Origin of the sequence: Bacillus mesophilus, from assembly GCF_011008845.1 — a bacterium.
GTDB lineage: Bacteria > Bacillota > Bacilli > Bacillales > SA4 > Bacillus_BS > Bacillus_BS mesophilus.
The window spans coordinates 142,069-155,426 of the sequence record NZ_JAAIWM010000007.1; the positions used below are offsets into that span (position 1 = coordinate 142,069).

14 protein-coding genes are annotated in these 13,358 nt (G+C 37.8%); 6 read left to right on the plus strand and 8 right to left on the minus strand.

Annotated features, from left to right (window positions below; translation table 11 throughout):
* Positions 1–13 precede the first annotated feature (13 nt).
* Positions 14–913, minus strand: a complete 900-nt coding sequence (locus G4D63_RS17525) for a carbohydrate ABC transporter permease (protein WP_163181119.1) — start codon at positions 911–913, stop codon at positions 14–16.
* A gap of 15 nt (positions 914–928) precedes the next feature.
* Positions 929–1,903, minus strand: coding sequence for an ABC transporter permease (locus G4D63_RS17530; protein ID WP_163181217.1), 975 nt, complete (start codon positions 1,901–1,903; stop codon positions 929–931).
* Between the two features lie 645 nt (positions 1,904–2,548).
* On the opposite strand from G4D63_RS17530, the gene G4D63_RS17535 reads away from it, so the two are divergent.
* Complete coding sequence (locus G4D63_RS17535) at positions 2,549–3,865, plus strand: YheC/YheD family protein (protein ID WP_163181121.1); 1,317 nt, start codon at positions 2,549–2,551, stop codon at positions 3,863–3,865.
* Positions 3,866–3,945: 80 nt separating this feature from the next.
* Here the strand turns inward: G4D63_RS17535 and G4D63_RS17540 are convergent, their stop codons facing one another.
* The 3 genes from G4D63_RS17540 to G4D63_RS17550 are packed head-to-tail and all read right to left on the minus strand — an operon-like array spanning position 3,946 to position 5,605.
* Positions 3,946–4,812 carry a GNAT family N-acetyltransferase gene (locus tag G4D63_RS17540; protein WP_163181123.1) on the minus strand — a complete coding sequence of 289 codons (867 nt, stop codon included), beginning with the start codon at positions 4,810–4,812 and terminating at the stop codon, positions 3,946–3,948.
* A 54-nt stretch (positions 4,813–4,866) separates the two neighbouring features.
* Complete coding sequence (locus G4D63_RS17545; RefSeq protein ID WP_163181125.1) at positions 4,867–5,181, minus strand: hypothetical protein; 315 nt, start codon at positions 5,179–5,181, stop codon at positions 4,867–4,869.
* Positions 5,171–5,605, minus strand: coding sequence for a MarR family winged helix-turn-helix transcriptional regulator (locus G4D63_RS17550; protein ID WP_239586015.1), 435 nt, complete (start codon positions 5,603–5,605; stop codon positions 5,171–5,173). The genes G4D63_RS17545 and G4D63_RS17550 overlap by 11 nt, the downstream gene beginning before the upstream one ends.
* A 469-nt stretch (positions 5,606–6,074) precedes the next feature.
* Here G4D63_RS17550 and G4D63_RS17555 point away from each other — a divergent pair, with 469 nt between their 5' ends.
* The 4 genes from G4D63_RS17555 to tatC all read left to right on the plus strand — a co-directional run bounded on the left by G4D63_RS17555 (position 6,075) and on the right by tatC (position 8,865).
* Entirely contained in the window at positions 6,075–7,511 is a 1,437-nt protein-coding gene (locus tag G4D63_RS17555) for an alkaline phosphatase PhoX (RefSeq protein WP_163181129.1), read from the plus strand.
* Between the two features lie 108 nt (positions 7,512–7,619).
* The gene (locus G4D63_RS17560; protein ID WP_163181131.1) at positions 7,620–7,796 is read left to right on the plus strand and encodes a hypothetical protein; all 177 of its coding nucleotides are present in this window, start codon (positions 7,620–7,622) and stop codon (positions 7,794–7,796) included.
* Positions 7,797–7,813: 17 nt separating this feature from the next.
* Complete coding sequence (locus G4D63_RS17565; RefSeq protein WP_163181133.1) at positions 7,814–8,044, plus strand: twin-arginine translocase TatA/TatE family subunit; 231 nt, start codon at positions 7,814–7,816, stop codon at positions 8,042–8,044.
* Positions 8,045–8,139: 95 nt separating this feature from the next.
* Positions 8,140–8,865, plus strand: a complete 726-nt coding sequence (gene tatC / locus G4D63_RS17570) for a twin-arginine translocase subunit TatC (RefSeq protein WP_163181135.1) — start codon at positions 8,140–8,142, stop codon at positions 8,863–8,865.
* A 67-nt stretch (positions 8,866–8,932) separates the two neighbouring features.
* Here tatC and hcp read toward each other — a convergent pair whose 3' ends face one another.
* From hcp to G4D63_RS17585, 3 genes are all read right to left on the minus strand, one after another.
* Entirely contained in the window at positions 8,933–10,570 is a 1,638-nt protein-coding gene (gene hcp / locus G4D63_RS17575) for a hydroxylamine reductase (RefSeq protein WP_204559182.1), read from the minus strand.
* Positions 10,571–10,791: 221 nt separating this feature from the next.
* Positions 10,792–11,067 carry a hypothetical protein gene (locus G4D63_RS17580; RefSeq protein ID WP_163181139.1) on the minus strand — a complete coding sequence of 92 codons (276 nt, stop codon included), beginning with the start codon at positions 11,065–11,067 and terminating at the stop codon, positions 10,792–10,794.
* 219 nt (positions 11,068–11,286) lie between these two features.
* Positions 11,287–12,726, minus strand: coding sequence for a M20 family metallopeptidase (locus G4D63_RS17585; protein WP_163181141.1), 1,440 nt, complete (start codon positions 12,724–12,726; stop codon positions 11,287–11,289).
* A 406-nt stretch (positions 12,727–13,132) separates the two neighbouring features.
* Here G4D63_RS17585 and G4D63_RS17590 point away from each other — a divergent pair, with 406 nt between their 5' ends.
* A complete protein-coding gene (locus G4D63_RS17590) occupies positions 13,133–13,351 on the plus strand; it encodes a YuzF family protein (RefSeq protein ID WP_163181143.1) in 219 nt (72 codons plus the stop codon).
* Positions 13,352–13,358 lie beyond the last annotated feature (7 nt).

Consider the following 13,358-nt stretch of genomic DNA (forward strand, 5'->3'; position numbering starts at 1 on the left):
TTTTAATACTTAATTAACCTTTAACTGACCCAATTAGCATTCCTTTTACAAAGTACTTTTGTAGGAATGGATATACCAGCATAATTGGTAACGTTGTGACCACCATTGTAGCTAGTTTGATTGATTGTGACGTAACGGTTTTCGTCGTGATCCCACCAGGTGCATTCATCATCATTTGGTTTGAACTTGATTCCGCTACTACTTTATAAAGATACGTTTGGATTGGTTGTAACTCAGGATTATTTACAAAGATTACCCCTGCAAAATAATCATTCCATTGGTAAACTCCCTGGAATAATGCAATCGTAGCAATAACCGGCATCGACAACGGAAGAACTACCTTTACAAAGATCATAAAATCGCTTGCACCGTCTATCTTTGCTGCTTCTTCAAGTGAAGTTGGTAACTCCCTAAAGAAAGAAACAAAAATGATGAGATGGAAGAAATTAAATAGTGTTGGGATTATATACACTAAGAAATTATCGAAAAGTCCTAAATCTCTAATTAGTAGAAAGTAAGGAATTAATCCCCCACTAAAGAACATGGTGATAATCCCAAAAATCATATAGTATTTTCTACCGTACAGATCTCTACGTGAAAACGCATAGGCTACCATAGCTGTAAATAATACGTGAGTTAGAGTCCCAACTACTGTTTTGGCGAGAGTCACACCAAAAGATGTAAGGATCCCTGGATTGGCAAATACTGCTTCATAGTTTTCAAGTGTGAACTCACGAGGCCACCAATATATCCCTCCTTGCATAGCATCTACTCCATCATTTAAGGAGTTAACAAGAACGTACCAAATCGGATAGATGGTAATGAAACATATGATTAGCATGAACAGCAAATTGAGGTTGTCAAAAATATACTCACTTTTCGTTCGTCTGTTTAATTTAAAAAGCTTGAACATTTACAAGACACCCCCTTAGAATAAAGAATTTCCATTCAGTTTCTTCACAATCTTGTTTGCTGATAGTAGTAAGATAAATGCAATGACTGCTTTTAACAAACCTACTGCCGTCGCATAAGAGTATCTAGCATTTTGAATACCTACTTGATACACATAAATGTCTATTACATTACTTGCACTTTCATTTAAAGCGTTACCTAAGATTAAGATCTGATCAAAGTTTGAATTCAACACACCACTTACCGCTAGAATAAATAGAATTGTAATAGTTGGTCGAATTGCCGGTAGTGTGACATGCCACATTTTTTGAAATCTGTTAGCACCGTCGATTGTTGCTGCTTCGTATAATTCCGTGGAAACCCCTGCTATCGCTGCCAAATAAATGATTGCGGACCATCCTAGTTCTTTCCAGATATCAGATAAAATGATGATACCCCAAAAGTAATCTGGCTCTGCTAAGAAGTTTGTCCTCTCACTGATTAGTCCTAAGTTTAGTAAAATATCATTTAGAATCCCGATATCAGCCAGCCACGTAGTCATAATTCCACCTAAAACTACCCAAGATATAAAGTGAGGTAGATAGGAAATCGTTTGGACCATCTTTTTAAATTTTAATGAAGTAAGCTCATTTAGTAGCAAAGCAAATATGATTGGTAACGGAAATGCTATAAATAATTTGATTAGGCTTATACCAAGTGTGTTTTTAAGGACAATCCAAAAATTATCATCCTGCAAAAACTCCTTAAACTGCATGAGTCCTACCCAAGGAGCTTCTCCTATTGATTTAATAATGCTGTATTCCTTAAAAGCTATAATTAAGCCATACATAGGGATATAGTTGAAGATAAACATCCATATTACCCCTATAAGTGCCATTACTTGCAATTGCCTTTGCTCCAATAACTTTCTAAAGGTACGAGCGGCTTTTTCCTTTTTACTGACGGTGATATCTTCCTTTGTTATGTCTTCTAATTTTGTATTCGTTTTCATCATTACCACCTCCATCGGTAAGGTCTTTGACCCTTTCCATAAATCTTATTGTAAAAAAACAACCATTATCTTGTAAGGGCTTTTATTTTACTTATGGTGCCATTTTTTTAGGTGTCTATATTTCTGGGGATTCCGGGTAAAACTTGTATTATATTTTTTGGCGTTTTTTTGAAAAGGTTGAAATAACAAGGTTAATACAAAAAACACTAAAAAAGTGGGCATTCAATAAGAAGTAATAGATGACCTCTGCGAAAATGTATTCGGTAAGCTATGGATTTCGCCTTACGCTTTGTCACATCAGTTTTAAACCAATTGAACCCACTCTCGTGATAAGAGAGAGTGGGTTTTCGTATTCCTCTTGGTTGTCGTTTAATGCCAACAAAGTAAAAACCATCTAAGCTATAGGGCTGTAGATGGTTTTGTTCGTTGATTTCAATTACTTCAGCATTAACTAGTTAAAAATCTTACCATTGTATGAGTAACCAATTTTACTTGGCCTAGTCTGGTGTAAACAGAAGAATCCATAATACTACTAGAGCAAACATCCATTTTAACTTAGTTCATATATTTGTCCACACCGGCACTCTCTTTCTTTCATATGATAACTTGTATGATTCCAAAAATTAGAAGAGAAAGGTGGTTTATATGAAATTTAAAATTTTGGATACAAAGTCAAAGAAAGATCGCATTATTCTTTCGGAAGAGTTTGTGAGGAAGTATAACCTAAGCTCAGATAGCGTAACGCTGCAAATAGGGCAGTGGTCTAGGACGTTTCCTATTGTTATTTCTAGCAAACTATCACCGACTAACATCAAACTTCCAAAACGTGAAATCCCCTTTACTCTACCATCTAGCCTAAGATACGAAGTGAAAGTTGAGAAGGACGTGATCCATCTTGGTCCTCTGATTGGTCTTCTTGTAAAGCGTAAAGACAACTTTACTAGTAAGTCTTTTAATAAATATACGAAACGTCTGCGAAACTATAAGGACATTAATGGAATTGTCTTTGTTTGCTCTGAAGCTGGAATTGACACAGACAATCAAACCATCACTGGATACTATTATGTTCAGAAAAATAAGAAGAAATCGAAGTGGGAAAAGGGAACCTTTCCTTACCCAGATTCCATGTTTAAACGTGTCAAGATAAACACAAGTCTATTAAAAGAGATTCAGTACAGTATGGGAAATACCATTTTTAATTCTCGCGTGTTTAATAAACAAAAGCTTTGGGAGGTTTGTTCAGAAGACTCACAAGCTAAGACACTTGTTCCGGATACGATGCGCTACAAATCTTATAAAGATATTGTGAAAATGCTTGATCAGCACGAGCAAGTGTATATAAAACCGACACAGGGTATGCAAGGACAAGGAATTAGAAGGGTAAAAAGAATAGACGGAGCGTTTATTCTTACCAATAATCGTAGTGATACGGTGGTTCTTAAGAATAAGAAAGAGCTGAAAAGGTATTGTAAAACACATCTCACCGATACGAACGGATATCTTTTACAACAAGGCATCTCTACTGCTTATAAACGAAAACACGCGGATTTCAGGTTCTATTTTCAAAAAAATAGAGAAAAGGAATGGATATGCCAAGGTGTAGTAGGTCGGGTGTCAAAGAAGAATAGTATTGTCACAAACTATAAACATTTATCTGGCTTGTACTCTGGCAAGAAGGCAATAAAGTTACTATTTGGCGTTACGAACCAAGAAGCAGAGCAGATTATTCAGCAAACTACTCAACAGTGTATATATGTCGGTGATCTTATTGATCAAAAAATAGGTCATTACGGAGATGTTGTCTTTGACATTATTCTTGATAAGAATAAACGAGCTTTGATTCTTGAAATTAATAACCGAATTTACGGTACAAAGAGCTTACGAAGGCTTAAAAAGCATAAAATGTTAAGAAAAATCAGGACAACCCCTATTGAATATGCCAAATCTCTTGCAGGCTTTTAGTTAACGCGAAATCATGGAAGGTACCCAAACCAAAGGTACCTTCTATTTCTATGTGGTTAGCTTTCCTAATCACAAACCTTTCATCCATACATCCTTTTATACATGATATATCTACTGGCTATCCTTTGAAATCCTCTTTCATATAACATTGTAAAAGCTCGGTCATTTGCACTAATAAAATCTCCTGTTCTTCCGCTTACACCACGTTTGAACACACAATCTACTAGTCTATGAAAGGCCATATCTTGATCTTCGATACTAAGAGTTGGATTCGTTTCTAGTTGAAATAAAATTATATTTTCCTGTCTATTAGTTCCTATATACGGCTTATAAAGGGCATAACCTAATGGAGTCCCTGCTTGATTAGCTATAATCATTGAAGACCCATTGAAAATATTTTCACACATTGACTCCCAAGCAACCTGATGATTATAGAAATCAAGACTTTTCACGTCTAATACAGTGCCTTTTGTTAGTATGTACTCCTCACCATTTATCTCATTCCCTTTACCATCAATTGAAAAGGAAACGGATGTATGAACAGTTTCATAGCCCCACCTTTCATACAAGGAAACAGCATGGATATTGTCCGTTATTACCTCTAAAGTTGCCATTTCGACTAACTCTTTTTGATAAATATCCATTGTTGCTTCCATGATTAATTTCCCGATTCCTCTACCTTGATAGTCAGGCGAAACACCAGTACCACCATTCCAGGCCATTTTGACACCATTAATCACCTTTACCGCATTAAAGACAAACCCAACAGGTCGATCCCCATCAAAAGCAATAAATGAGCAAGACGGTAGTAAATCCTTTTTTCCAATCATGGATGAAAGCTGATCCACAGTAATTTGAAAGTTCAAACTGTAATTAGAAAATGCTTCATTCCAGACACGATGTATTTCAGAAAATGTACAATCACTCATTTTTTTAACTTTTAACACATTACGTACCTTCCTTCTTCATCATAGTAGAACGACAATTAGGTCATCTCTTTTCTACCATCCAAAGTCGACAAGTGTATAAATAATAAAACCAAAAGATAGTAAGACGGAAAAACCTGTAAACACCATAGTGAGAGGTTCACGAGAACGGTGCTTCATCAGACGATATACTGAGTAAAGCGCTGTGACAAGCGTTTCAACAATCATCACCCGACGTATCCACATGACTCCATTCATAGTAGCCATCATATTCGTGCTTCCCCCTAATAACATGAGTAAACCCATATGAAGCCAATGATGAGAAGAAGCAATAAAAGATAGACCTATGGAAAAGAAAGATAGTGAAGCTTGACTTAGCTTAAAATTCATTCGATTTTCTCCTATTCTCTAATGCGCTAGTGAAAAGCTTAAAACCAGTTAAAATTTGGTGCTGATCTTCCTCTGATATACCCTTTAAAATAGATTCATAATAGAGAAGAGATTGCTCTCTTACCTTTTGAACCGAATTACGTCCCTTGGTCGTTAACGTAACAAAAACTTCACGGCGATTCTCCTCATTTACTGTTCTCGTTACAAACCCATTTTTCTCTAAGTTATCAATCAACCTACTAACAGAGCTTCTCTCTAAAAGCAATCGCTCTGCTAACTCACCTATCGTTAAAGCCCTATCCTCTAATTCCTGAAGAGAAAAAACTTGAGAGGTCGATAGCTGGAAACCACACGGTGTAACATTCTGATTTAAAAAACCAAATAAACGATAAAATTCCTGAACATATTGACGTAAATTCTTCATATCCTCCCGATTCAACTCTAACACCTACTCTCTTTTATATATGCACTATACAACAATTGTATAATACACATATTAGTCCTGTAAAATTTTTCAAAATGGGACATAGGGACAGGTACCTTGTCCCAAACTCATTTGCTAGGGACAGTGTACCTGTCCCTGTGTCCCAAAAGCATGGAGCCGGCCGGTTTATCTTGCTTCCGTTTGGAGGTAGTAGAACTGGTCCTTTTTTCTATAGCCAATCAATAGAGTACAACCAGTGCCTGTCATTCTTTAGATCTATGATTCTTTGAATACGAACCAATATTCCTAGTAATTTAAGACAACGACCTCCTACTTCTGTCCGAATTTTTTCAATTAACAATATTTTTACATTGGAAATATATTGAATTTACTTTTGCCTGTTATCTTTAAAACTAGATTTACTGCATTGCTTGTCCTCAAAAAAATTAAATTTGCTGGAGGTATTTCAATGACTACTAACAATTACAAAAGTATGGATCGCAGAGATTTTCTAAAGGTAGGAGGCATGAGTACGGTTGCACTATCACTTGGTGCTGCAGGTGCATTTGCCCTTGGTAATGCGGACAAAGCTTCAGCAGCTCGTCCAGGAAATCCAACAAGTGGTTTTGGTGGATATGGTCCACTTGTTCCAGATCCGAATGGCATTCTTGATCTTCCAAGAGGCTTCCAGTACAAAATTATCTCAAAAGAAGGCGACCTAATGACAGACGGAACTCCAATTCCTGGAGCATTTGATGGAATGGCAGCATTTGAAGGACCAAACAATACGACTGTTCTTGTTCGTAATCATGAATTAGGAGCTGGTACCGCATTTGGAAAAAACCCATATAATGCTGGTGCTTTAGGTGGAACAACGGCTCTAGTGGTAGGTGCAAACCGTGAAGTAATGAAAGAGTATGTTACTTCTTCAGGTACAGTTCGTAATTGTGCGGGTGGCGCTACTCCTTGGGGCACTTGGCTGACATGTGAAGAATACCGCTCTGAAACACACGGATACGTTTTTGAAATAGATCCACAGAATCCAGAAAATGAATTGTCTAAAACACCAATTAAAGAAATGGGCCGTTTCGCTCACGAGGCCTGTGCGATTGATCCTTCAACTGGATATGTATACTTAACTGAGGATGCTAAACCAAGTTTCCTTTACCGATTCATCCCAAATGACCTGAGCCAAAAACCTGGTTCGTTACAAAAAGGCGGAACGCTTTATGCAGCGGCCATTGAAGAAGTAACAGATCCAGCTGCTAGTAACTTTAAAACAGGACAAACATTTAAGATTGTCTGGAAGCAAGTAGATCCTCATTTATGTGTTGAAGACGCTAAGGCGCAAAACTGTATTCAATTCAGTAGACTTGAGGGAGCATTCTTCCAAGAGGGTGTGTTCTGGTTCGATGATACTTCTGCAGGTGACAAAAAGCTAGGACGCGTTTATCGTTATGTTCCTCACACAAATACGCTGGAGCTTTTCTATGAAGGAAATGATGCACAACAAATGGAATATCCGGATAATATCTGCTGTACTCCTTGGGGAGACCTTTGGTATGCAGAAGATGGTTCTGGTCAAGATCGCATTATGGGGATTACCCCTGAAGGAAACGTCTATCCTTTTGCAGCGAACCGTTTAAGTGATTCTGAATTGGCAGGTCCTACCTTCTCACCTGATGGAAAAACACTTTTTGTCAATATTCAAAGCCCAGGAAAAACCTTTGCTATTTTGGGCCCGTTCGCACGCAGAAACGCTGCACGCGCAAGAGAAATGTCTTTTGCTGCTCCAAAAAATCTTGCACCAAAAATTTCTGAGCAAACGGCTAAAGCTGCTGAAGCACAAGGTATGTCAGTTCTAGAAGCTGCAGCATTTGAGCGTCACGGAATAAAATTGGGTTGATCCAGGTTAAAAAAAGAGATGTAAGCTAACACTTGCGATGGTTTACATCTTTTTTATATAACACAGAGTTGTGGAATACCTTATCCTTGATGGAAGGCAGTATACAAAGTGATTTTAGTTTGTATACAGCATCTTCATCAAGCCTTAAACATGATCTTTCTTCCACATATTCAATCAATTTCAAATGATTCTATTTTACTTACTGAGCCAAAATGCCGTGTTTGTGGTAAAGATGCACATTATAATTTAGATCATTTTATACCAGAAAGAAAAAAAGCGATCTAAACATTGGAGGTTACGGAATGTTACAGAATATCGGAATACCTGGTTTAATTCTCCTTCTTGTCATTGCACTAATTATCTTCGGTCCATCAAAATTGCCAGAAGTGGGCCGTGCATTTGGGAATACTTTAAAAGAGTTTAAAAAAGCAACAAATGAACTTGTGAACGGAGATACCGAGGAGAAAAAAACTTCACAGGAATCAGTGAAGCTTCAAGCAGTCGATCAAAAACAAAGTAATACTGGAAGCTAATTTCCAGCATTACTTCCCCACATACCTTATGAAAGATGTAAGTATAAATCATTTTGCTTACATCTTTCTTCTCGTAGCGAGAGGAGCCATTTTACATGCAGAAAATTCAAATGAATTTTGTAGAGCATTTAGAAGAGTTAAGGAAAAGACTTATTATTACGGTTTTAGCCTTTTTAATTTCCTTTATGATCTCCTTTATTTTTGTACAGGACATTTATCAGTTTTTGGTAAAAGATCTAGATGGGAAGTTAGCCCTTCTAGGTCCAGGAGATATTCTTTGGGTGTACATGGTACTCGCAGGCATCTCAGGAATTGCCATTACCATCCCTGTCCTTGCCTACCAGACTTGGAGATTTGTTAGTCCTGCTCTAACCAAGAATGAACAGAGGGTATCACTAGCATTTATTCCAGGATTGTTTCTCTTATTTCTTACTGGTATTTCCTTTGGGTATTTTGTACTTTTTCCAATTGTTTTTTCTTTTTTACAAAGTCTAGCAGGAGACCAATTTCAAGCATTCTTTACCGTTGATCGTTACTTCAAATTCATGATCAACCTAACACTTCCCTTTGGCTTTCTTTTTGAAATGCCAGCAGTTGTCATGTTTTTAACAAAACTCGGGATCATTAATCCTATTAGATTAATGAAAGCACGTAAGCTATCTTATTTTGTGCTAATTGTAGTGTCGGTCCTAATCACACCACCTGACTTAATATCTGATATTCTCGTCATTCTACCCTTGCTACTTCTATATGAAATTAGCATATCATTATCAAAGTTCGTATATAAAAAGAACATTTCGGCCTCGAGTATGGCCGCATAATGGTACAGGGGGACAGGCACCTTGTCCCAGCAACACCAGCTGGGACAGGGTACCTGTCCCTGTGTCCCTACATAAACATCTCAATATCTTCTGTTGTATTGGTTATGCCGCCTACTCCGAAGTTTTCAACTAGGAAGTTTGTTACATTTGGTGATAGGAATGCAGGTAATGTTGGACCTACATGAATATTTTTTACACCAAGGTACAGTAAAGATAAGAAAACGATTACTGCTTTTTGCTCGTACCAGGCGATATTATAAGATAGCGGTAACTCATTTATGCTTTCTAATCCGAAGGCATCTTTTAACTTTAGAGCTGTCATGACTAAAGAATAGGAGTCATTACACTGACCTGCATCTAGTACTCTTGGAATTCCGTTTATATCCCCTAAATCCAGCTTGTTATATCGATATTTCGCACAGCCCGCTGTTAAAATAATCGTGTCCTTCGGTAGTTCTTCAGCAAACTCTTTATAATAAGATCTGCTCTTATGACGGCCATCACAGCCTGCCATTACAAAGAAACGTTTTATATCCCCTTGCTTCACTGCATCAACCACTTTGTCAGCTACTTGGGCAACCTGATTGTGTGCAAATCCTCCGATAATTTCGCCTTTTTCAATTTCAACTGGTGGTTCACACATTTTCGCATGGTCAATGATCATTGAAAAGTCTTTGGAACCATCTTCCCTTTTCTCAATGTAGTTTACCCCCTCTACAGCCGTAGCACCTGTTGTATACATTCTTCCTTTATAGGATGCTTTTGGTGGAACAATACAGTTTGTTGTCATGAGAATCGGTCCGTTAAAGCTTTCAAATTCACGTGTTTGCTCCCACCATGCGTTCCCGTAATTGCCTACAAAGTGATTATATTTTTTGAAAGCAGGATAATAGTTCGCTGATAGCATTTCACTATGTGTATAAACATCAACACCCGTACCTTCTGTTTGCTTTAACAGTTCCTCCATATCCTTAAGGTCATGCCCGCTTATTAAGATTCCTGGATTTTGACGCACACCGATGTTGACCTTCGTCATTTCTGGATGACCATATGTTGACGTATTGGCAGTATCTAATAATTCCATTGCTGACACACCGTATTTTCCACATTCCATCGAAAGATCAATTAACTCTTGCATGGAAACTTCATCATCCGTTGTTTGAGCAAGTGCTTTTTGCATGAACGCATATAAATTGTCATCAGTATAGTTCAACTGTGCAGCATGCTGCAAGTAGGCCGCTAAACCTTTCAAACCGTAAACAATTAATTCTCTTAATGAACGAATGTCTTCATCTCTCGTTGCTAGAATGCTAACTTCTTGAGAGGCAGATTTTATTTCAAGATCCTCATTCGTCTCAGCATACCAAGTTACAAAATCAGTGTGACTGTGAAGTCTGTAACCTGCCTCTAAAATAGAATCTTTAACTTCTTCACGGATTCTTAATCCTTCTCTGACTTTATTAAAAAACTCATTTTTATCCCAATTTGCATTGGTAATGGTCATAAACAGGCCATTTACTATAAAGCCATCTGCCTTTGGATGATTTAATCCGACTTCACGAGCAAATGTATTTACAATTGCAACTCCCTTAAGGGTATAGATTAGTAGATCCTGCATATTCGCTAAATCATCTTTCTTCCCACATACCCCAGCAATCGTACAGCCCGTTCCTTTTGCAGTTTCTTGACACTGGAAACAAAACATACTCATCACAACCAACCTCCCGTTAATAACTAGATTTGTTCCTCAACCTCATTACAGAACAATCCTAACAGAAGTTAAAATATCCCGAAGTGACCTACATCACTATGGGACTGTGGGACAAAGGGACAGGTACCTTGTCCCAGTCACCCTAACCCAGCCAACGCTCCCTTACTAATCAAAAAAGGACCCCTAAGTGAGGTTCCTTTCTTAAAAAATTCCTTTTATTCAATAGACGAAGCAATCGCGTTTAAATCGTTAAGTATAGAAGGCTTTTCTCCACCACAATAAAAAGCTGTTACTAATTGATAACAAGTGTTCTGATCTATTAAATAACAACGGTGTGTTTTCATTTCGTATACAAAATAGCTTTGTTGCTCAGCTTTCCTTCCATCAACCACTTTATATGGTTCAAGATCAAATAGTTCACGCAAACCAGCTTGAGCCAAATCAACAAATTCTTCTCTTGTTACTTCTCTTAGAGCCACTTTTTCGTTCATGGTATAAACCTCCCGCATTTTTATTCTATAACTAAAAGTCAAGATACTCTCTGTAGCAATAACTATATATGTTATGGTTTTCTTGGTTCCTGCATGCAAATTTTATCATAATAATGTTTTCAGATGAAAACGATATGCTCGGGAGTTGTATGACCCAAAATAATAAGAAAAAGGACGAATCATACTTCAGTGTGAAGTACGATTCGTCCCTTAAAAGCATTATTTAGTAGGCGGAGCAATCTCACTCGGAATTGGACACTCATATTCCATTCCTTCACGCTTTTCTACTAGTTCCGCTTTTGCCTTTTCTAACACTTCTGGATTAGATAGGATATCAATCGCAGTTCCAGCAAGGACTTTGCCTGCGTGAAGCATTCCTTTATGTGCAATCGATGTTGCACCTTGGCTCGTCATTTGCCAAGAGTGAGCCGGAGTTCCAAATACCCAACACGGTCCCCAGAATTGTGCTGTCGGAGTGACCCAACTAACATCCCCTACATCTGTAGACCCTGCAAGTACTTCTGTTGTCTCTGTGTTCGGAAGCACTTTGTCTAGAAACACTGCTTCTCTCATGTTTTTTGAAATTTTATGATGGTATTCTTTCTTTATATGCTGATGAGTATTTTGCAGATCATCATCCGTAATTTTAGCCATAATTTCACTACCAAACGCCATTTCACTTTCATCATATTTTGGAAGTGGGAATTTAGTCAGATTGTCATACATAATCTCGCCAATCGCACTATTAGAAATATAGTTTGAGCATCCGCTGTCAACGACAATCTCTAATTCCGTCTCTGTCATAAGGGCAGCACCACGAGCAATGTTACACACTCGTTCGTAAAGCTTTTTCACCTCCGCTAATTTAGGCGAGCGAATCAAATATAAAACTTCCGATTCTGCCTGAACAACGTTTGGTGAAACTCCACCTGAATTCGTAATCGCATAGTGAATTCTAGCCTCTGGAATCATATGCTCACGCAAGTAGTTAACTCCAACATTCATTAACTCAACGGCATCTAACGCACTTCTTCCAAGATGAGGTGAAGCAGCAGCATGTGAAGCCGTTCCTTTAAATCTAAAATAGACTTGAAAGTTTGCAAGCGTTGAGGCATTAAACATAGCAGGGAATGAACCTGGATGCCACGTTAGTGCACAATCTACATCTTCAAATAGCCCTTCTCGAACCATAAACGTTTTGCCAGATCCACCTTCTTCTGCCGGACATCCGTAATAGCGAAGTGTTCCCACTACATTATTTTCTTCCATATACTGTTTTACCGCTACAACACTCGCCAACACTGATGCTCCATATAAATTATGTCCACACCCATGTCCATTTCCGCCTTCTATTAAGGCAGATTTCGTTGCTTCTCCCTGTTTCTGGCTTAATCCCGAAAGAGCATCATATTCTCCAAGCATCCCAATGACAGGCGTTCCTGTTCCAAAACTTGCAACAAAAGCTGTCTTCATGCCTCCTACTCCACGTTCAACGGAAAACCCTTCTGCTTCAAGCATTTGGCACAGAAGCTCTGCTGATTGAAACTCCTGAAATTTTGTTTCCGCAAACTCCCAGATCTTATCACTGACAGAAATAAACACATCACGCTTGCTTTCAATCACTTCATCAATTTTTGATATGAAATCTAATGTTTTCATTTCTCCACCCCGCCTATTAATGAAAGAAATTTAAGTATGAAAAGACTAAGTTCTTTTTATTATATTACAGTAAAATTAGGTGAAATACAAAACCTTCGGAATTTTAAAACTTTTTTCCATTCGATGATCTATTAGTGTGTTTGGTTTCATCAGGTTCAAAGATTGATATCTTCTGTTCTTCGAAAAAAAACTGAAAGTGTGGAAGATGTTAAACAGAATCTTCTTCATACAATTAAAGATTTATAGGTAGCAAAAGGACCGTACACAAGCTTCATCCGGAAGCACAAGAACCGTCCTTTTTTACTTTTATTTTAATTTTGTATTGTCCCTATAAACATTCGTTATAACCTAATGAACTGTATCATATAGTTAGGTAGTTAAATTTCCAAAAAAGGGGCGAATCAGCATGAATCAACAGCCACCATCATTTATGAGTATCATTGACCCTTATGTTTATCAAACACTGCAGGGAATTGTCGGAGCTTCTGTTGTTGTGGAGACAACAAAAGGTACTGTTACAGGAAGACTTAGTGTCGTAATGCCTGATCATATTGTCATTGAATCAGGTGGTTCTCCATTCTTTATCCGTACACAACAAATTGTTTGGGTAATCCCAAGAGGATAAGGAGGAT

Coding starts and splice junctions, on each gene's coding strand:
- tatC (WP_163181135.1), top strand. CDS start 8,140: ATGCAGAAAATTCAAATGAATTTTGTAGAGCATTTAGAAGAGTTAAGG.
- G4D63_RS17585 (WP_163181141.1), bottom strand. CDS start 12,726: ATGAAAACATTAGATTTCATATCAAAAATTGATGAAGTGATTGAAAGC.
- hcp (WP_204559182.1), bottom strand. CDS start 10,570: ATGTTTTGTTTCCAGTGTCAAGAAACTGCAAAAGGAACGGGCTGTACG.
- G4D63_RS17565 (WP_163181133.1), top strand. CDS start 7,814: ATGTTACAGAATATCGGAATACCTGGTTTAATTCTCCTTCTTGTCATT.
- G4D63_RS17545 (WP_163181125.1), bottom strand. CDS start 5,181: ATGAATTTTAAGCTAAGTCAAGCTTCACTATCTTTCTTTTCCATAGGT.
- G4D63_RS17535 (WP_163181121.1), top strand. CDS start 2,549: ATGAAATTTAAAATTTTGGATACAAAGTCAAAGAAAGATCGCATTATT.
- G4D63_RS17555 (WP_163181129.1), top strand. CDS start 6,075: ATGACTACTAACAATTACAAAAGTATGGATCGCAGAGATTTTCTAAAG.
- G4D63_RS17530 (WP_163181217.1), bottom strand. CDS start 1,903: ATGAAAACGAATACAAAATTAGAAGACATAACAAAGGAAGATATCACC.
- G4D63_RS17580 (WP_163181139.1), bottom strand. CDS start 11,067: ATGAACGAAAAAGTGGCTCTAAGAGAAGTAACAAGAGAAGAATTTGTT.
- G4D63_RS17590 (WP_163181143.1), top strand. CDS start 13,133: ATGAATCAACAGCCACCATCATTTATGAGTATCATTGACCCTTATGTT.
- G4D63_RS17550 (WP_239586015.1), bottom strand. CDS start 5,605: ATGAAGAATTTACGTCAATATGTTCAGGAATTTTATCGTTTATTTGGT.
- G4D63_RS17525 (WP_163181119.1), bottom strand. CDS start 913: ATGTTCAAGCTTTTTAAATTAAACAGACGAACGAAAAGTGAGTATATT.